The organism is Streptomyces sp. 130, from assembly GCF_007096885.1.
Lineage (GTDB): Bacteria > Actinomycetota > Actinomycetes > Streptomycetales > Streptomycetaceae > Streptomyces.
On the sequence record NZ_VJNO01000064.1, the window covers coordinates 1 to 19984 of the forward strand.

Consider the following 19984-nt stretch of genomic DNA (forward strand, 5'->3'; position numbering starts at 1 on the left):
CGTCCCACTCAGACCGAACGACGACACACCCACACGACGCGGACGATCCCGCACCGGCCACGCCCGCGACTCCGTCAGCAACTCCACCGCACCCGCATCCCAATCCACCTGCGGCGTCGGCACATCCACATGCAACGTCTTCGGCAACACCCCATGCCGAATCGCCTGCACCGCCTTGATCACACCACCCACACCCGCAGCCGCCTGCGCATGCCCCAGATTCGACTTCAACGAACCCAGCCACAGCGGATCACCCTCCGCACGACCCTGCCCATACGTCGCCAACAACGCCTGCGCCTCGATCGGGTCACCCAGCCGAGTGCCCGTCCCATGCGCCTCCACCAGATCCACCTGATCCGACGAGATCTGCGCATCAGCCAACGCCGCCCGAATCACCCGCTGCTGCGAGGGACCGTTCGGAGCCGTCAGCCCGTTGCTCGCACCGTCCTGATTCACCGCACTGCCCCGCACCACGGCCAACACCTCGTGCCCCAGCCGACGAGCGTCCGACAGCCGCTCGACCAGCAGCACACCCACGCCCTCCGACCACGCGGCACCATCCGCGGCACCCGCGAACGACTTGCACCGCCCGTCCTTCGCCAACCCCCGCTGCCGGCTGAACTCCACGAAGACCTCGGGTTCCGACATGACGGCCACGCCGCCCGCCAGTGCGAGGGAGCACTCGCCGGAGCGGAGTGCCTGGATCGCGAGGTGCAGGCTCACGAGCGACGAGGAGCACGCCGTGTCCACCGTCATCGACGGGCCCTCGAGGCCGAGTACGTAGGAGATCCGGCCGGAGGCGATGCCGCCCGTGCTCGCGTTGTGGGCGTAGTCGTGGTACATCATCCCGGCGAACACACCGGTACGGCTCTCCTTGAGGGAGAGCGGGTCGATGCCGGCCCGCTCGAACACCTCCCACGAGCATTCCAGCAGCAGCCGCTGCTGCGGGTCCATGATCAGGGCCTCGTTCGGACTGATACCGAAGAACGCCGGATCGAACCCGGAGGCGTCGTCGAGGAAGCCGCCCCGGGCGACGTAGCTGGTGTCGGGTCGTACACCTTCCGGGTCGTAGATCTTCCGCAGGTTCCAGCCCCGGTCCGTCGGGAAGTCGGAGATGAGGTCGGCACCCTCGCTCACGGCCTGCCAGAGGTCTTCGGGCGAGGCGATGTTGCCCGGGTAGCGGCACGCCATGCCCACGATCGCGATCGGGTCGTCGGCGTGGGCGACGGCGTGCGGGCGCACCGGGGCGGTCGCTGCCGGTGCGGGGGCATCGGCTCCGGACAGTTCCCCCAGCAGGTGGCGGGCCAGGGCCTGGGGGGTGGGGTAGTCGAACACGACGGTCGCGGGGAGTCGGAGCGCGGTGGCCTCGGACACCGCGTTGCGGAACTCGACGGCGCGCAGGGAGTCGAAGCCGAGGTCCTTGAAGGCCTTCTCCGGCTCGATGGCCTGGACGGAGCTGTAGCCGAGGACGGTTGCGACCTGTGTCAGGACGACCTCCAGGACAACGGCTTCGCGCTCCGTTTCGGCGATGCGGGCGAGCCGCTGCTGAAGGCCGTTCGCCTCGTCGTGGCCTGTCGCCCTGCGCCGTGCGACGACGGGGACCAGCGTGCGGAAGAGATCGCGGGCCGCGGAGCCCTGGGCCCTCACGGCGGCGAGGTCGAGCCTCACCGGGGCCACCACCGGCCGGTCCACCCGCAGGGCGGCGTCGAAGAGGGCCACGCCGCCCTCCGAGGTGATCGGGAAGACGCCGCCGACTGACGAGATGCGGGAGCGTTGGGCCCCGGACAGCTTGCCGGTCATTCCGCTGGCCTCGTCCCAGAAGCCCCAGGCGAGGGAGTGCGCGGGGAGGCCTTCGGCCCTGCGGTACGTGGCCAGCGCGTCCAGGAACGCGTTGGCCGCGGCGTAGTTGCCCTGGCCTGCGTTGCCGAAGGTGCCGGCCACGGAGGAGAAGAGGACGAAGGCGGTGAGGTCGAGGTCACGGGTCAGCTCGTGGAGATTCAGGGCCGCGTCCACCTTCGGCCGCAGAACCGCCTCCACCCGCTCCGCCGTCAGCGAACCGATCACCCCGTCATCCAGCACACCCGCCAGATGCACCACCCCCACCAACGGCCGATCCACCGGAACCGACCCCAACACCCGCTCCACAGAAGCCCGGTCAGCCACATCACACGCCTCGACCACCACCTCCGCACCCCAACCCGCCAACTCCTCGACCAACTCCCCCACACCCTCGGCCCCACCACCACGACGACTCGTCAACACCAACCGCCGCACCCCACGCTCCACCACCAGATGACGCGCGAACACCCGCCCCAACGTCCCCGTACCACCCGTCAACAACACCGTCCCCGCAGCGTCGAACTCCACGTCGGCGCTCTCGTCGGCCGGCTGTTCCACCCGCACCAGCCGGCCCACGTGGGCCCGGTTCTCGTGCACCACGACCTGCGACTCGCCCATGGCGGTCGCCCGCGCGGCCAGGTCCGTCACCTCGCCCGAGTCGCTGTCCAGCAGCACCACACGTCCCGGGTTCTCCGACTGCGCCGAGCGCACCAGACCCCACACGGCCGCGCCCGCCATGTCCACCGGGCCCGTGCCCGGTAGCGCGACGGCGCCCCGCGTCCGCACGACGAGACGCGACTCACCGAACCGCTCGTCGGCCAGCCACGCCCGCACCACGTCCAGCGCTTCGCACACCGCGGCCCGGACACCGTCCGCGGTGCCGTGCCCTGCCTCGCCGGCGCGCAGTGACTCGTACACCACCACGTCCGGTACGGCGTCCGAGGTTTCCGTCACGTCGTTCCAGCGCCCCACCGAGACGCCCTCGACGGCTTCCGCGTCCGGCAGCGTGGTCTCGGGCCAGTCCATCCCGAACAGGGACCCCACCACACCCGACTCCGTCATGGCGCGCCGTTCTCCGCCCACCGAGCGCAGCACCAGCGAGTCCACCGACGCCACCGCTCCGCCGCCGGTGTCCGCCAGGACCACCGACACACGGTTCTCGCCCACCGCCGACACCCGGACGCGCACCGCCGAAGCGCCCACCGCACCCAGCGACACGCCGGACCAGGCGAACGGCAGCGCGGCGCCCTCGCCCGCCGCGCCCGACAGCGCCACCCCGTGCAACGCCGCGTCGAGGAGGGCCGGGTGGAGCCGGAAGTCGGTCGCGGGTGTGCCGGGGGGCAGGGCGGCCTCGGCGTAGATGTCGCCGTCGGCGCGCCATGCGGCGGTCAGTCCGCAGAAGGCGGGGCCGTAGCGCAGTCCCTCGTCCGCCATGCCTTCGTAGAACCCGTCCAGCTCCACCGGCTCTGCGCCGGCCGGCGGCCACTGCGCCGAGGCCCATTCGGTGTCCACGGGTGATCCGCCCGCTCGCGGGCTCTCCGGGGCGATGACTCCGGTCGCGTGCCGGGTCCAGGGCTGGTCGCCGTCCTCGGTGCGGGCGTGCACGGTGACCGGGCGCCTCCCGTCCGGGCCGGCCGTGCCGACGGTGACGCGTACCGCGACTCCGCCCCGTTCAGGGACGGTGAGAGGGGTCTCCAGGGTCAGTTCGTCGATGACGGCGCAGCCGGCCATGTCGGCCGCGTAGCCGACGAGCTCCACGTGTCCGGTGCCGGGGAAGAAGACGGCGTCGCCGACGCGGTGGTCGCCGAGCCAGGGGTGTGTGCCGAGGGACAGCCGGCCGGTGAGGCTGAGGGCGTCCGTGTCCGGAGCGGACACCCGTGCGCCGAGCAGCGGGTGGTCCGCCGGTTCGAGACCGGCGGTCAGCACGTCGCCCGCCCCGGTGGGGGCGGTGACCCAGTAGCGCTCGCGCTGGAAGGCGTACGTCGGCAGCTCCACGCGGGTGGTGGGCTCGGCGTCGTGGAAGAGGCTCCAGTCGACGGTGGCTCCGTGCACGTACGCCTCGGCCAGTGACAGCGCGAACCGGGCGGGGTCGCCGCTGTGACGGCGCAGCGATCCGACGGCGGCGGCGGTGGCCGGGGTCGTGGCGATCGTCTCTCCGAGGGCGACGAAGAGGCCCGGGTGGGGGCTGGCCTCGACGAAGAGGGTGAGCCCGTCGTCGAGCATGGCCCGGGTGGTGTCCTCGAAGCGCACGGTCCGGCGCAGGTTCTCGTACCAGTAGTCGGCGTCGAGGGTCGTGGTGTCGATCGACTCCGCGGTCACCGTGGAGTAGAAGGTCACGGTGGACGGCCGGGGCGTGACATCGGCTATCTCGGCCAGGAGGCGTTCGCGGATCTCTTCCACGAACACCGAGTGGGAGGCGTAGTCCACCGGTATCCGACGGGTCTGCACGCCCTGGGCCTCCAGGTGGGTGCCGAGCTCGTCGAGGGCGTCCTTCTCGCCGCAGACGACGGTGGACTCGGGGCTGTTGACCACGGCGATCTGGAGCCGGTCGCCCCAGCCGCGCATCACCGTCCCGGCCTCCGCCGCGGGCAGGGCGACCGACAGCATGCCGCCGCGTCCGGCGAGGTCCTGGCGGATGATCCGGCTGCGGAGGGCGACGACGCGCGCGCCGTCCTCCAGCGAGAGGGCTCCGGCGACGCAGGCGGCGGCGATCTCTCCCTGGGAGTGGCCGACGACGGCGGCGGGCTCCACACCGCACGCGCGCCAGAGGGCGGCGAGGGAGACCATGACGGCCCACAGGACCGGCTGGACGACGTCGACCTCTTCGAGGGTGGGGGCTCCCGGGCGCTCGTGGACCACGTCGAGGAGGTCCCAGTCGGTGAAGGGGGCGAGCGCTTCGGCGCACTCGCGCATCCGGTCGGCGAACACCGGCGAGGTGGCGAGGAGTTCGACGGCCATGCCGGCCCACTGGGAGCCCTGGCCGGGGAAGACGAACGCGACCTGGGCGGGGCCGGTGGCCGTTCCCCGCACGACGTGGCGCGCCTTGGTGCCGGCCGCGAGCGCGTCCAGGCCGCTGAGCAGGGGGGTGGAGGCGCTGCCGTCGGCGTCCTCGGGGTTCCCGGTGTCGAGGACGACGGCACGGTGCTCGAAGGCGGTGCGGGTGGCGGTCAGGGCGTGGCCGATGTCCCGCTGGCGGGCGGTGGCGCCGGCTCCGTCCCGTACGAAGGAGGCCAGCCGCTCGGCCTGGGCGCGCAGACCGGCGGCGCTGCGTCCGGAGAGGACGAATGGCGTGATGGGTGCGGCGGTGGTGACGAAGGGGAGCGCCCGGTCGTCCGTGTCCGGCCGGTTCGTGGCCGGTTCCGGGCTCGTCGCGTCGGACTCCGCGGCCGGGTCCGGCTCGGGTGCTTCCTGGAGGATGACGTGGGCGTTGGTGCCGCTGAGTCCGAAGGCCGAGATGCCCGCGGTGCGCGGGTGGCCCTGGCGGGTCCAGGGTTCGGCCTCGGTGAGCAGACTGACGTGGCCGGAGGTCCAGTCGACGTGGGTGGTGGGCTGCTCGACGTGCAGGGTTCTGGGCAGGAGGCCGTTGCGCAGGGCCATGACCATCTTGATGACGCCGCCGACGCCCGCGGCGGCCTGGGCGTGGCCGATGTTGGCCTTGAACGAGCCCAGTCTCAGCGGCTGTTCGGCGGTGTGGTCCTGGCCGTACGTGGCGAGCAGGGCCTGCGCCTCGATGGGGTCGCCCAGGGTGGTCCCGGTGCCGTGTGCCTCGACGGCGTCGACGTGGGCGCCGGGAACGCGTGCGTTGGCGAGGGCCTGGCGGATGACGCGCTGCTGGGACGGGCCGCTGGGTGCGGTGAGGCCGTTGGAGGCTCCGTCCGAGTTGATGGCCGAGCCTCGGACGACGGCGAGGACGGGGTGGCCGTTGCGGCGGGCGTCGGAGAGGCGTTCCAGCAGGAGGATGCCGGCGCCCTCGGACCAGCCCGTGCCGTCGGCGCTGTCGGAGAACGCCTTGCACCGCCCGTCGGGTGCGAGTCCGCGCTGCTTGCTGAAGGCGACGAAGGGCGCTGCCGTCGACATGACCATGACGCCACCGGCCAGGGCGAGGCCGCATTCGTCCTGGCGCAGGGCCTGGACGGCGAGGTGGAGCGCGACGAGTGACGACGAGCAGGCGGTGTCGACGGTGAAGGAGGGGCCTTCGAGGCCGAGGGCGTACGAGATGCGGCCGGAGATGACGGACGCGGCCCGTGCCGTGGCCATGTATGCCTCGACGGCCTCCGGTACGCCTTCGGGGAAGTCGCCGTAGTCCTGGATGCCGGAGCCCATGTAGACGCCGACGCGCCCGCCGCGCAGGGTCTCCGGGTCGATTCCGGCCCGTTCGAAGGCTTCCCAGGCGACTTCGAGGCTGAGCCGCTGCTGCGGGTCGGTGGCCTCCGCCTCCATGGGGCTCATCCCGAAGAATCCGGCGTCGAAGTCGCCGGCGCCTTCGAGGAATCCGCCCTGGTGCACATAGCTGGTCCCCGGCTGCGAGGCGTCCTCGCCCATGAGCTGGTCGAGGTCCCAGCCCCGGTCGTCCGGCATGCCCGAGATGGCGTCGCGGCCCTCTGCCACCAGTTGCCACAGCTCCTCGGGGGTGGTCACCCCGCCGGGGAAGCGGCAGCCCATGGCGACGATCGCGATGGGTTCCTGCGCCGCCGCCTCCGCGTCCTGCAAGCGGCGCCGGGTGCGGTGCAGGTCGGCGGTCACCTTTTTGAGGTAGTCGAGGATCTTCTCGTCGTTGGCCATGGCGGTCTCACCGGGTCCTTCGGGGCAGATGGCGGCAGGGGGCGGGTGGCGGCAGCGTGCCGGTGTCAGGCGAGGCCGAGTTCCTGGTCGATGAAGGCGAGGACGTCGTCCGCGGAGGCGTCGTCGAGTGAGTCCCGCACGGCGACCGCCCCCGTTTCGCCGCTCTGGAGGGTGGTCAGCGTGTCGAGCAGGGTCTGCAGCCGTGAGGTGATGCGGCTGCTGCGGATCTCCTCGATGTCCAGCGCTCCGACCAGTTCCTCGAACCGGTCGATCTCCGCGAGGACGGGCGTCCTGGTGTCGTCGCCGTCCGGGAAGAGCCGGGTGTGCAGGTGGTCGGCGAGCGCCGTGGGTGTCGCATAGTCGAAGACCAGCGTCGCGGGCAGTTGGGCGCCCGTGGCGGCGGTCAGAGCCTGGCGGAGTTCCACCGCGGCGACGGAGTCGAAGCCGAGGTCCTCGAAGGCGCGCTGCGGGTCGAGTTGCGAGGCCGCCTCGTATCCCAGCAGGGTCGCGACCCGGGTGCGTACGAGGTCGAGTACCGCGCGGCTCCGCTCGGCCGGGGAGAGGCCGGCGAGCCGGGCCATCAGGTCCGCCGCGTCCGAGCCGGCCGCTCCGGGCCCGGCGGAGAGGACGCGGCGTACGTCGTCGAGTGCGTCGAGCAGGGGGCGGGGGCGGGCGAGCGTGTACGTGGGGACGAAACGGGGCCAGTCGAACTCGGCGACGACGAGGTGGCTCTCGTCGTGTTCCAGGGCCTGCTTCAGCGCGCCGATGGCGCGGTGGGGGTCCATGGCGGGGGCGCCGATGCGTTCCATCGCGGCGGCGAGTTCGGCGTCGACCATACCGCCCTGCCAGGAGCTCCAGGCGACGGAGGTGGCGGTGAGCCCGCGGGCGCGGCGGTGGTGGGCGAGGGCGTCGAGGCGGGCGTTGGCCGCGGCGTAGGCGGCCTGGCCCGCGCTGCCCCAGACGGCGGCGCCGGAGGAGAACAGCACGAAGGCGTCGAGGGGCCGGTCGCCGAGGAGCGCGTCGAGGTGCTGGGCCCCGGTGACCTTCGCGTGGCCGACGGCCGCGAACTCCTCCCGGGTCAGTTCGGTGAGCGGTGCCATGCGCTGCATCGCACCGGCCGCGTGCACGACGGTCGTCAACGGCATGTCGTCCGGGACGGAGTCGAGGACGCGGGCCAGCGCGGCGCGGTCGGTGACATCGCAGGCGGCGAGGGTCACCCGGGTGCCGGACGCTTCCAGTTCGGCCGCCAGTTCGCGGGCGCCGTCGGCCGCGTCGCCCCGTCTGCTCAGGAGCATCAGGTGCGGGATGCCGTCGGCGGCGAGCATGCGGGCGACGTGGGCGCCGAGGCCGCCGGTGCCACCGGTGATCAGCGCGGTGCCGTGCGACGGCCGGGACCGGACCGGGGTGCGGTCGCCGAGGGGGGCGCGGACCAGGCGGCGGGCGAGCACGCCCTCGGCACGCAGGGCCACCGCGTCCTCTCCGGTGGCACCCGAGAGGATGTCGCAGAGGCGGTCCAGGTCGGCCGGCCGGAGTTCGGCGGGAAGGTCGACGATGCCGCCCCAGGTGTCGGGGTGGTCGAGGGCGAGGCCGCCGCCGAGGCCCCAGAACGGGGCCTGTTCCGGAGCGGTCAGCTCCGTGGAGCGGGAAGTGGCTACGGCGGACCGGGTGGCGCACCAGAGCCTGGGGGCGTCCGGAGTGTCCGAGAGCGCCTGCACCAGGGCGACGGTGGCCGTGAGGCCGCGAGTGAGATGGGGGTGTGCCGGTTCGGGGCGGTCGTCGAGGGCGAGCAGGGACAGGATTCCGGCGGCGGGCTGCTCGGCGAGGCGGGCGGCCAGGTCCGCCCGGCTCGGGCCGGGGGCCGTTTCGATGAGGTGCGGGGAGGCGCCGCGTTCGATGAGTGCGGCCAGGATCGCGGTGACCTCGGGGGCTTCGGACTGCCCCTCGGCGACGGCGACCAGCCAGGGGGCGTCGAGCGCGGTGGCCCCGGCGGGCGGTGCGGGGACGGGCTGCCAGACGACGCGGTAGCGGAGGTCGTCGAGTGCGGCCCTCTCCTGGTGGAGGCGGCGCCAGCGTGCCATGGCGTGCACCACCTCGCCGAGTGCGCTCTCGGTGACCGAGAGCCGGTCGGCGAGAGACGTGACGTCCTCCCGTTCAACGGCTTCCCAGAAGGCCGCGCCGGCCGGGTCGTCGGCCTGGCCGGCGGTGTCCGGGGCGTCGGCCCGCTCCTGCCAGTGGCTGCGGCGCTGGAAGGGGTAGGTGGGCAGGCCGGTGACGCGGCGGGCGCCCCGGCCCTCGAAGAAGGCGTTCCAGTCGACCTCGGCGCCGTGCGCGTGGGCTCGGGAGACGGCGGCGATCAGCGTGCGCTCCTCGTCGCGGTCGCGGCGCAGGACGGGGACGCACAGGGTGTCGGGGGCGGCCGTCAGGCAGTCGGCCGCCATGGGGGTGAGCGCCGCGTCGGGGCCGAGTTCCACGAAGCGGGTGACGCCCTGGTCCGCGAGGTGCGCGACGCCGTCGGCGAACCGTACGGCCTCACGCACATGCCGCACCCAGTACTCGGGCGACGTCAGCTGCTCCGCCGTCGCCTCGGTGCCGGTCACATGGGACACCACACGGATCGACGGCGTGGCATACGAGAGCGTCTCGCAGACTTCGCGGAACGCGTCCAGCATCGGCTCCATGAGCGGCGAGTGGAACGCGTGCGACACGGCCAGCCGCTTCGTGCGACGCCCCAGCGCGGAGAAGTGCTCCGCGACCGCGAGCGTCTCCTTCTCCGCCCCCGACACCACCACCGCGGACGGGCCGTTCACCGCGGCCAGCCCGACACCGTCGCCCAGCAACGGAACGACCTCGTCCTCCGACGCGGCCACCGCCACCATCGCCCCGCCACCCGGCAGCCCCTGCATCAACCGGCCGCGCGCCACCACCAGCTCCGCCGCGTCACCCAGGGACAGCACACCCGCCACATGCGCGGCCACCACCTCACCGATCGAGTGCCCGGCCACCACATCGGCCCGCACGCCCCACGACTCCACCAGCCGGAACAACGCGGTCTCCACCGCGAACAGCCCGGCCTGGGCGAACATCGTGCCGTTCAGCAGACCCGCGTCCCCGCCCCACACGACCTCGCGAAGAGAACGCCCCAGCCGCACGTCCAGCTCCGCCGCCACCGCGTCGAAGGCCTCCGCGAACACCGGGAACGCCTCGTACAACTCCCGGCCCATCCCGAGCCGTTGGGCACCCTGACCCGTGAACAGGAACGCCGTCAGACCTTCCCCGGAAGCAGAACCCGCCGGCGCCACCACATCCGCGCCCGCACGGCCCGCCACCAGATCCGACAGCCCGCGCACCGCTCCCTCGCGGTCCTCCGCCAGCACCACCGCACGGTGGTCCAGCACCGCACGTGTCGTCGCCAAGGAGAAACCCACGTCCAGCAACGGCTCGTCCGGGTGCGCCTCGACATGAGCGAGCAGGCGACCCGCCTGTTCCCTGAGCGCCTCGGCATTCCGCGCCGAGACCGGCAACGGCACAACCGGCAACGGCGCGGCGGCGGGGCCGTCCGGTTCGGCCTCCTCGGCCGCCGGTGCCTCCTCGATGATCACGTGCGCGTTCGTACCGCTGAGCCCGAAGGCCGAGACGGCGGCCCGGCGCGGGCGTCCGAGGTCGGGCCAGGCCATGGCTTCGGTGAGCAGGGAGATGTTCCCCGTGGACCAGTCGACGTTGGGTGTCGGGCCGTCCACATGGAGGGTGCGGGGCAGGACGCCGTGGCGGATGGCCTGCACCATCTTGATGACTCCGCCGACGCCGGCGGCGGCCTGGGCGTGGCCGATGTTCGACTTGATCGAGCCGAGGTACAGCGGCCGGTCGGCCGGGCGGCCCTGGCCGTACGTGGCGAGGAGGGCCTGCGCCTCGATCGGGTCGCCGAGCGTGGTCCCGGTGCCGTGGGCCTCGACCGCGTCGACCTGGTCGGCGGTGAGCTGGGCGGCGGCGAGGGCCTGGCGGATGAGCCGTTGCTGCGCCGGGCCGTTGGGGGCGGTGAGGCCGTTGCTGGCCCCGTCCGAGTTGACGGCGCTGCCCCGGACCACGGCGAGCACCTGGTGTCCGAGGCGCCGGGCGTCGCTGAGCCGTTCGACGACGAGCATGCCGACGCCTTCGCCCCAGCCCGTACCGTCTGCCGCCGCCGCGAAGGACTTGCAGCGGCCGTCGGGGGCGAGGCCGCGTTCCTGGCTGAAGCCCACGAATGAGGTGGGGGTCGCCATCACCGTGACACCGCCGACCAGGGCCAGGTCGCACTCACCCGTGCGGAGCGACTTGACCGCCCAGTCGAGGGCCACGAGGGAGGACGAGCAGGCCGTGTCGACGGTGACGGCCGGGCCCTGGAGCCCGAGGGTGTACGAGACCCGTCCGGAGGCGACGCTGGCCAGGCCGCCGGTACCGCCGTCGGTGGCGTAGTCGTGGTAGACGACTCCGGCGAACACGCCGGTGAGGGAGCCCTTGAGGGAGAGCGGGTCCACTCCGGCGTTCTCCAGGGCCTCCCACGACGTCTCCAGCAGCAGGCGCTGCTGGGGGTCGGTCTCCCGGGCTTCCTTGGGGCTCATTCTGAAGAAGTCGGCGTCGAACCGGTCCGCCTCGTGGAGGAAGCCGCCCTCGCGGGCGTACGTGTGTCCGGGTGTGGCGGGCTCCGGGTCGTACAGTCCGTCGAGGTCCCAGCCCCGGTTGACGGGGAAGCCGGTGATGCCGTCCCGGCCCTCGGCCACGAGGTCCCACAGCTCGTCGGGGGAGGTCACGCCGCCGGGGTAGCGGCAGCTCATGCCGACGATCGCCATCGGCTCGTGTTCCCTGGCCTCGGCTTCGCGCAGACGGCGCTTCACCTGCCGCAGGTCGGCCGTGGCCCGCTGGAGGTAGTCACGAAGCTTGTCCTGGGTTGCCATCTGTACCTCAACCAACCAATCTCGGTGCGGGTGTCGGCCGTGCCGGGCGGTAGCGGTGCCGTGACCGGCGGGGTGCGCGAACGGGCGGTGCGTGTCGGTGACGGGGCCGGGAGGGACGGGGTCCCGCCCGGCCGGTGGGGCTTGCCGGTGGGCTAGAGGAGCCCGATCTCCTGGTCCAGCACGTCGAACAGTTCCTCGTCGGTGACCGAGTCGAGTGCGTCGTCCTCGTCGCCGGTGCGGGCGTCGGCGCCGCCGTGGGTGTCCTGCCAGCGGCGCAGCAGCGCCTCCAGCCGGGAGGTGATGCGCGGGCGGGTCCCGGCATCGGGCTGGGCGGCGGCGAGGCTCGCGTCGAGCTGGTCGAGCATGGCCCACAGGCTTTCGGAGGGGTTCTGTTCCCCGGACCCGTCATCGATCAGTCGGGTGAGGTGCGCGGCGACGGCGCGGGAGTCCGGATAGTCGAAGACGAGGCTGGCGGGGAGGGTGAGGCCGGTGGCGCTGCCGAGCCGGCGGCGTAGCTCGACCGCGGCCAGTGAGTCGAAGCCGATGTCCTTGAAGGCCCTGTCCGCGCCGACCGCCTCGGGGCCGGTGTGGCCGAGCAGGGTGGCGACGTGTGAGCGGACGAGCTCCAGCAGTACGCGGCCCCGCTCCTCCTCGCTCCGGCCTGCGAGGCGGCTGCGCAGTTCGGCGGCGGAGCGGCCGGCGCCCGGACGGGTTCCGGCGCGGCCCGGTGTGCGGACCAGCGTGCCGAGTACGGGGGGCAGGTGTCCGGCGCCGGCGCGCAGGGCGGCTTGGTCGGGGTGGAGGGCGAACAGTGCGGCGGCGGGGGTGCGCAGCGCCTCGTCGAGGAGTGCCGTGGTGCGCTCGGCGGTCAGCGGCAGCAGCCCGGCGCCGGTGGCGTTCTCCGGAGTGAGGGCGACGGCTGTCGCCGGAAGGCCGAGGGCGTGCCGGTGCCGGGCGAGCGCGTCCAGGAAGGTGTGCGCGGCGGCGTTGTGGGCCTGCCCGGCGCCATGGACGAGACCGTGGGCCGAGGTGAGGAGGACGAAGGCCGACACGTCGAGGCCGGTCGTCAGCTCGTGCAGGTTCCACGCGGCGTCGGCGTGCCGCCGCAGCGCCTCGTCGAGGAGGTGCGGGGTTCGTTCGCCGATCGGCGCGCTCTCCCCGGCGGGTCCCGTCAGGACGACGGCGGTGAGCGGGGTGTCGTCGGGGATGCCGGACAGGAGCGCGGCCAGGGCCGCACGGTCGGCGGGGTCGCAGTCGCTGACGACCGTGCCGGCTCGGGTGCCCGCGGTGAGCGCGTCCGCCTCCTCGGGGGTGGCGGTGCCGGCGACGATGACCTGGCCGGCGCCGAGTGCGGCGACGAGGCGGCGGACCTGAGCGGCGTCCGTCATGGAGAGTCCGCCGGTGACGAGCACCGTGCCGCCCGCCGGGGCGGGCGCCTCCGGGCCGGGTGCCGCGGGGACCAGTCTCGGCAGGAGCACGGTGCCGCCCCGGACGGCGAGTTCATCGGCTCCGGTGGCGAGGGCATCGGGCAGCGCGGTCGCCGAGGCGTCCAGACCGTCCACATCGGCGAGGACGAACCGTCCGGGGTGTTCGCTCTGCGCGGCCCGGACGAGCCCCCATACGGCCGCGTGCCGGACGTCCGGCGTCTCGTCCCCCGCCGCGACGGCGAGCCGGGTGACGACCGCCAGCCGGGTGGCCGCTCCGTCCGGCACGGCGCTGAGGAACTCCCGCAGCTGGTCCAGGACTTCGGCCGCGTGCGTGCGTACGGCGTCCGGCTCGTCGCCGGCCGGGGCGGCCAGAGGCAGCAGGACGACGTCGGGGGCGTCCGCGTCCCGTGGATCGCGCGGGTCGAAGACCGGGAAGGGCAGGCCGGTTCGCGGGTCGTCCAGGGGCGCGGCGGCGGCGAGGACGGCCGTCCGGGAGCCGAGGTCGGCGATGTCCACGGGGGCGGGCGCCCACTCCAGCCGGTACAGCCCGCCCGGCGGGGTGCCGGTGGTCAGTTCGGCGACGGTGACGGGCTTCCACTCGATGTCCTCGGCCGTCAGGACGGGCCGTCCCTCGCCGTCCGCGATGTCGAACGACGCGTGGCCCGGGCCGGTCGGGCGGACCCGTATCCGCAGCGCGGTGGCACCGGCGCGGTGCACCTGCATGCCGGTCCAGGCCGCGGGGTTCAGCGGCGCGTCGCCGCCCGGCTCCTCGCCTGCGGACAGGGCCCCGAAGCGGGCCAGCTGGACGGCGGCGTCGAGCAGCGCCGGGTGCAGCGCGCACTGCTCGGTGGCCGTCTCCTCGTCGAGTACGGCGTCGGCGAACAGCTCGTCCCCGCTCCGCCAGGCGGCGCCGACGGTGCGGAAGGCCGGGCCGTGGCCGTGGCCGAGGGCGAGCAGCCGGTCGTAGAAGGTGTCCGGATCGACCGGGGTGGCGCCGGGCGGCGGCCAGGCGGCGGCCGTGGCCGCGGCCGGTCCGGTGGTGGCCGGGGCGAGTACGCCCCGGGCGTGCCGGACCCAGGCCGGGCCGTCGTCCTCCGCCCGCGCGTCCGGGGCCCCGGAGTGGATGTCGACCGTGCGGCGGCCGTCATCGGCGGGTGCGCCGACGGTGACCCGGAGTTCCGGGCCGGGGCCGGTGGCCAGCGGCAGCTGGGCCGTCACGGTCAGCTCGTCCAGGCGGGGGCAGCCGGTGTCCCGTCCGGCGCTGAGGGCGAGGTCGGCGAACGCGGCGGCGGGCAGAAGGGGGGTGCCGAGCAGGTCGTGGTCGTGGAGCCAGGGCAGTTCGGCGGGGTTCAGCCGGCCGGTCAGGAGGGCGCCGCCGTCGGGCAGCGCCACGACCGCGCCGAGCAGCGGGTGCCGCGTCGTGCCGATTCCGGCGGCGGTGAGTTCGGCCCCGGCCCGTTCGGGCAGCGCCCAGAACGGTTGGCGGCGGAACGCGTACGTGGGGAGGTCGACGCGGTTCGCCCCGCTTCCGGCGAAGAACTCCGCCCAGTCGACGGGGACATGGTGGACATGGGCGAGCGCGAGGGCCGCGACGAGCTCCGCCGCTTCGTCGCGGTCGCGGCGCGACAGCGGCAGGAACGCGGCGGTGCTCGTGTCGGGCAGGCAGGCGGGGCCCAGGGCGGACAGCGCCGCGTCGGGGCCGATCTCCAGATAGGTGGTGACGCCCGCCTCGTCCAGGGTGCGTACGGCTTCGGCGAACCGCACGGTTTCCCGCACGTGCCTGACCCAGTGCCGGGGGTCGGCGAGGTCGGCGGCCGTCACGACGTGTCCGGTCAGGGTGGACACGATCGGGACGGACGGTTCGGTCACCGTCATCCCGGCGGCGGCGCGCGCGAAGTCGTCCAGCATGGGGTCCATCAGCGGCGAGTGGAAGGCGTGCGACACCCGCAGCGGCTTGGCCGAGCGGCCCAGCGCCGCGAAGTGGTCCGTCACGGACCGCACGGCGGCGGCGGTGCCGGAGACGACGACGGACTGGGGGCCGTTGACGGCGGCGACGGCGGCCTCGGCGGTGAGGAGCGGTGCCACCTCGTCCTCGCTCGCCCGGATGGCCGCCATGGCCCCGCCCTCCGGCAGTGCCTGCATCAGCAGACCGCGGGCGGCGACCAGCTGTGCGGCGTCCGGCAGCGACAGGGCCCCGCTGACGTGGGCGGCGACCAGTTCGCCGATCGAGTGGCCGGCGAGGAAGTCGGGGTGGACGCCCCAGGACTCCAGCAGCCTGAACTGGGCCACTTCGAAGGCGAACAGCGCGGCCTGGGTGTATCCGGTGCGGTTCAGGGCGGCCTCGTCCGCGCGCACGACGTCGGCGAGCGGCCGGTCGAGGTGGGCGTCGAGCGCGGCGACGGCCTCGTCGAAGGCCCGCGCGAAGACGGGGTGGGTGCGATGCAGCCGCCCGCCCATGCCGAGGCGTTGGGAGCCCTGGCCGGAGAAGAGGAACGCGGTCGGTCCGCCTCCGGTCCTTCCGGGGTCGTGCGCGGTGACGAGCGAGGGGGTGGTGGCGCCGTCCGCGAGCAGGGCCAGGTCGCGCATGGCCTGGGCCCGGTCGGTGACCAGGAGCGCGGCGCGCTGCTCCAAGGGGGTGCGCGTGGTGGCCAGGGAGTGGGCGATGTCGAGTGCGCTCGCGGCGGGCCTGGACTCCAGGTGCGTCAGCAGCCTGGCGGCCTGGCGGGCCGTGCCCTCGGGGTCCCGGGCCGACAGGAGCCACGGCACGGGGACGGGCGTGCTCTGCTCGGGGACGGGCGTGCGCTGCTCGGGGGCGGCGGGGGCGGTCGGGGTGGCGGGGACGGCCGGGGCGGCGGGGGCGGCAGGGGCGGCGGGGGCGGCAGGGGCGGTCGGGGCCTCTGTGGCATCGGCCGCCGGCGCCTCGATGATCACGTGGGCGTTGGTGCCGCTGATGCCGAAGGAGGAGATTCCGGCGCGGCGCGGACGGTCCAGCTCGGGCCACGGGCGCGCCTGCGACAGCAGCTCGACGTCACCCGTCTCCCAGTCGACCTTCGGTGAGGGTTCGTCCAGGTGGAGGGAGGCCGGGAGGACGCCGTGCCGCATCGCCTCGACCATCTTGATCACCCCGGCGATGCCGGCGGCGGCCTGGGCGTGCCCGATGTTCGACTTGATCGAGCCCAGGTACAGCGGCTTCCCGTCGACGCGGCCCTGGCCGTAGGTGGCGAGGAGGGCCTGCGCCTCGATGGGATCGCCCAGAGTGGTCCCGGTGCCGTGGGCCTCGACCACGTCCACGTCGGCTGTGCCGAGTCCCGCGTTCGCCAGGGCCTGGCGGATGACGCGCTGCTGGGACGGGCCGTTGGGGGCCATGAGCCCGTTGCTGGCCCCGTCCTGGTTGACGGCGCTGCCGCGCAGGGCGGCCAGGACCGGATGTCCGTTCCGGCGGGCGTCGGAGAGCCGCTCGATCACGAGCATGCCCGCGCCCTCGGACCATGCGGCGCCGTCGGCGGCCGAGGAGAACGAGCGGCACCGGCCGTCGCGGGACAGCCCGCGCTGCCGGGCGAACTCGATGAACGTCTCCGGGGTCGACATGACGGTCACGCCGCCCACCAGGGCCAGTTCGCATTCGCCGGACCGCACGGCCTGGGCGGCCAGGTGCAGTGCGACGAGGGAGGAGGAGCAGGCGGTGTCGACGGCCAGCGAGGGCCCTTCGAAACCGAAGGTGTACGAGACGCGGCCGGGGCCCAGCGAACCGGCGGCGCTGTTGCCCGCGTAGTCGTGGTACATCGTGCCGGTGAAGACCCCGGTGGCGGTGCCCTTGAGCGAGAGCGGGTCGATCGTCGCCCGTTCCATCGCCTCCCATGCGACCTCCAGCATGAGCCGGTGCTGCGGGTCGGTGGTCAGCGCGTCGTTCGGGCTGATCCCGAAGAAGCCGGGGTCGAAGTCGGCGGCGTCGTGCAGGAATCCGCCGTGGCGTACGTAGCAGGTGCCGGGGCGGGTGGACTCGGGGTCGTAGAGCCGTTCCAGGTCCCAGCCACGGTTGCGGGGGAACTCGGTGATGGCGTCGACCTCGTCGTCGACGAGCTGCCACAGGTCTTCGGGAGAGGCCACCCCGCCCGGGTAACGGCAGGCCATGGAGACGATGACGACGGGGTCGTCGTCGGCGGCGGACGATACGGCCACGGCCGCCGCGGCGGTGGTGCTGTCGCCCGCCAGGAGGGTGTCGAGGTGTCCGGCGACGGCGCGGGCGTTGGGGTGGTCGAAGACCAGCGTGGCGGGCAGCCTCAGCCCGGTCGTGGAGACGAGCTGGTTGCGCAGCTCCATCGCGGTCAGGGAGTCGAAACCGAGCTCGGTGAAGGCCCGGTCGGGTTCGACGTCGGCCGCCGACCCGTGGCCGAGGACGGACGCCACCTGGGCCCGCACGAGGTCGAGCAGGGCGCGCGGCCGCTCCTTGGGCGGCAGGGCCGCCAGGCGGGACCGGGGCTGCCCGGCCGGTGCGGCGGAGGCGGCACGGGCCCTGCGGTGCACCAGGCCGGACAGGATGGGCGACGGCGGCTCCGCCGCGCGCAGGGTCGCGAGGTCGAGGCGGACCGGCAGGAGAAGAGCGTTCTCCGACTGCCCGGCCTCGTCCAGCAGTGCCAGGGCGTGGGCCGGCGCCAGGGGTTCCACACCGGAGCGGCTCATGCGCCGCAGATCGGTGCCGTCCAGCCCGCTCGCCATGCCGTCGCCGTCGGCCCACAGCCCCCACGCGAGTGACTGACCCGGCAGTCCCAGCCCCTTCCGCTGGACGGCGAGGGCGTCCAGGAAGGCGTTGCCGGCGGCGTAGTTGGCCTGGCCCGGATTGCCGAGGACGCCGGCGACGGATGAGAAGAGCACGAACGCGGAGAGGTCGAGGCCGGCCGTCAGCTCGTGCAGGTTCCACGCCGCGTCGATCTTCGGCCGCAGGACGCGGGAGAGTTGTTCGGGGGTGAGCGAGCCGAGGGTGGCGTCCTCCAGCACCCCCGCGCAGTGGACGACCGCTGTCGGGGCGTGCGCGGCCAGCAGGGCGCGGGCCGCTTCGCGGTCGGCCAGGTCGCAGGCGGCGAGGGCCGTTTCGGCGCCCAGAGCCTCCAGTTCGGCACGCAGCTCGGTGGCTCCCGGTGCGTCGGGGCCGCGGCGGCCGGTGAGCACCAGGCGCCGGACGCCGTGCGCGGTGACGAGGTGCCGGGCCACGAGCGCGCCGAGCGTGCCCGTACCGCCGGTGACCAGCACCGTCGCTTCGTCCCCGCCGAACGGGGAGCGGTCGGCGGTGCCCCGTTCCTGGGGGACCCGGGCCAGCCGGGGCGCCCACACACCGCTTTCCCGGAGCGCTGATTCGGGTTCGCCGGAGGCGACGATGGCGGCGACGGCCGGAGCGGCGATGCTGGCGCTGTCCGGGGCGGCGTCCGTGAGCAGGATGCGCCCGGGGTTCTCGCTCTGCGCGGACCGCACCAGCCCTGCGACGGCGGCGCCCGCCGGGTGCGTGAGCGTCTCACCCGTCAGGGCAACCGCTCCTCGGGTGACCACGAGCAGCCGGCCGGCCGCGTACCGTTCGTCGGTCAGCCACTCCTGTACGACGCCGAGTGCGCGGGCTGTCAGCTCGTGCGCCGCCGACACCGGATCGCCGACGGGCGGCGGGCATTCCCATACGAGCACCGCGTCCTCGGCCACGGGGCCGCTGTTGCGGTGGTCCCAGGGAACGGCGACGACCTCGGGGGCGGTGGCCGCCGTGAGCGGTGTCCAGCGCACGGAATAGAGGGAGCCGCGTTGCGCCGTCCCGGCCGTGGTGTCCACGGAGACCGGGCGGGTGACGAGGGCACCCACGGAGAACACGGGACGCCCCTCGGTGTCCGCTCCTTCCACGGTGATGCTGTCGGCACCGGTCGGCGCGATCCTCACCCGGAGGCGGGATGCGCCGGTGGCGTGCAGGCGGACGCTCTTCCACGCGAAGGGGAGGTGGGCCGTCCCCTCGTCGCCCGGTGCCGTGTCGGCCCCGTCGAGGAGCGACGCGTGCAGCGTGGCGTCGAACAGGGCGGGGTGCAGGCCGTAGTGCTCGGCGTCCGCCGCCACCGCAGCGGGCAGGGTGACCTCCGCGAAGATCTCGCGGTCGCGCCGCCAGACCGCGTCGAGTCCCTGGAACGCCGGTCCGTACGCATACCCCTGAGCCGCCAACTGCCCGTATACGTCGCCCAGTTCCACGGGAGCGGCACCCTGCGGGGGCCAGATCCCGGCGTCGGGGGCGGGCTCCTGCACCACGGAGAGCAGGACTCCGTCGGCGTGCAGGGTCCACGGTGCGTCCTCGCCCGCCCCTTCGTCCTCCTGCCGCGCGTACACGGCGACGCTCCTGGCGCCGGTCCCGTCGTCGGCGCCGACCACCACCCGGACCTGGACGCCACCGCGGGACGGCAGCACCAGGGGCGCCTGGAGGGTCAGCTCGTCGAGCACATCGCATCCGGCCTGCGCGCCGGCACAGAGCGCCAGCTCCACCAGGCCGGTCCCCGGGAGCAGGACGGACGAGCCCATCCGGTGGTCAGCAAGCCACGGCTGGCTGTCGAGGGACAACCGCCCCGTGAGCACGGGTCCGTCCGCTCCCGGCAGAGTGACGGTGGCGCCGAGGAGCGGGTGCCCCGTGGTGCCCAGGCCGAGCGAACCGGGGTCGTTGCCGCCGGCCTCCGCCTGCATCCAGTACCGCTCACGCTGGAAGGCGTACGTGGGCAGGTCGACGCGGCGGGCGCCTGTGCCTTCGAAGAGCCGGGCCCAGTCCACCGCCACACCACTCACATGCAACCGCCCCAACGCCGCAACCGACGAGGCCACCTCGGGACGGCCCTTACGCACCAACGGAACGAAGACCGCCGACTCCCCCTCCACCGACTGCTGCGCCATCCCGCACAGCACACCCTCCGGACCCACCTCAACGAACGACGTCACACCCCGCGACACCACGAACGACACCGCATCCGCGAAACGCACCGCCTCCCGCACATGCCGCAC

At 74.0% G+C, this 19984-nt stretch carries 3 protein-coding genes; all 3 read right to left on the reverse strand.

Features of this window, described 5'->3' with window-relative positions; genetic code table 11:
- A partial coding sequence (locus FKN01_RS31185) for a type I polyketide synthase (protein WP_143626014.1) occupies positions 1 to 6621 on the reverse strand: 6621 nt, incomplete at its 3' end.
- A 65-nt stretch (positions 6622 to 6686) separates the two neighbouring features.
- The gene (locus tag FKN01_RS31190) at positions 6687 to 11564 is read right to left on the reverse strand and encodes a type I polyketide synthase (protein WP_398933561.1); all 4878 of its coding nucleotides are present in this window, start codon (positions 11562 to 11564) and stop codon (positions 6687 to 6689) included.
- A gap of 137 nt (positions 11565 to 11701) precedes the next feature.
- Positions 11702 to 19921, reverse strand: coding sequence for a type I polyketide synthase (locus tag FKN01_RS31195; RefSeq protein WP_143626016.1), 8220 nt, complete (start codon positions 19919 to 19921; stop codon positions 11702 to 11704).
- Positions 19922 to 19984 lie beyond the last annotated feature (63 nt).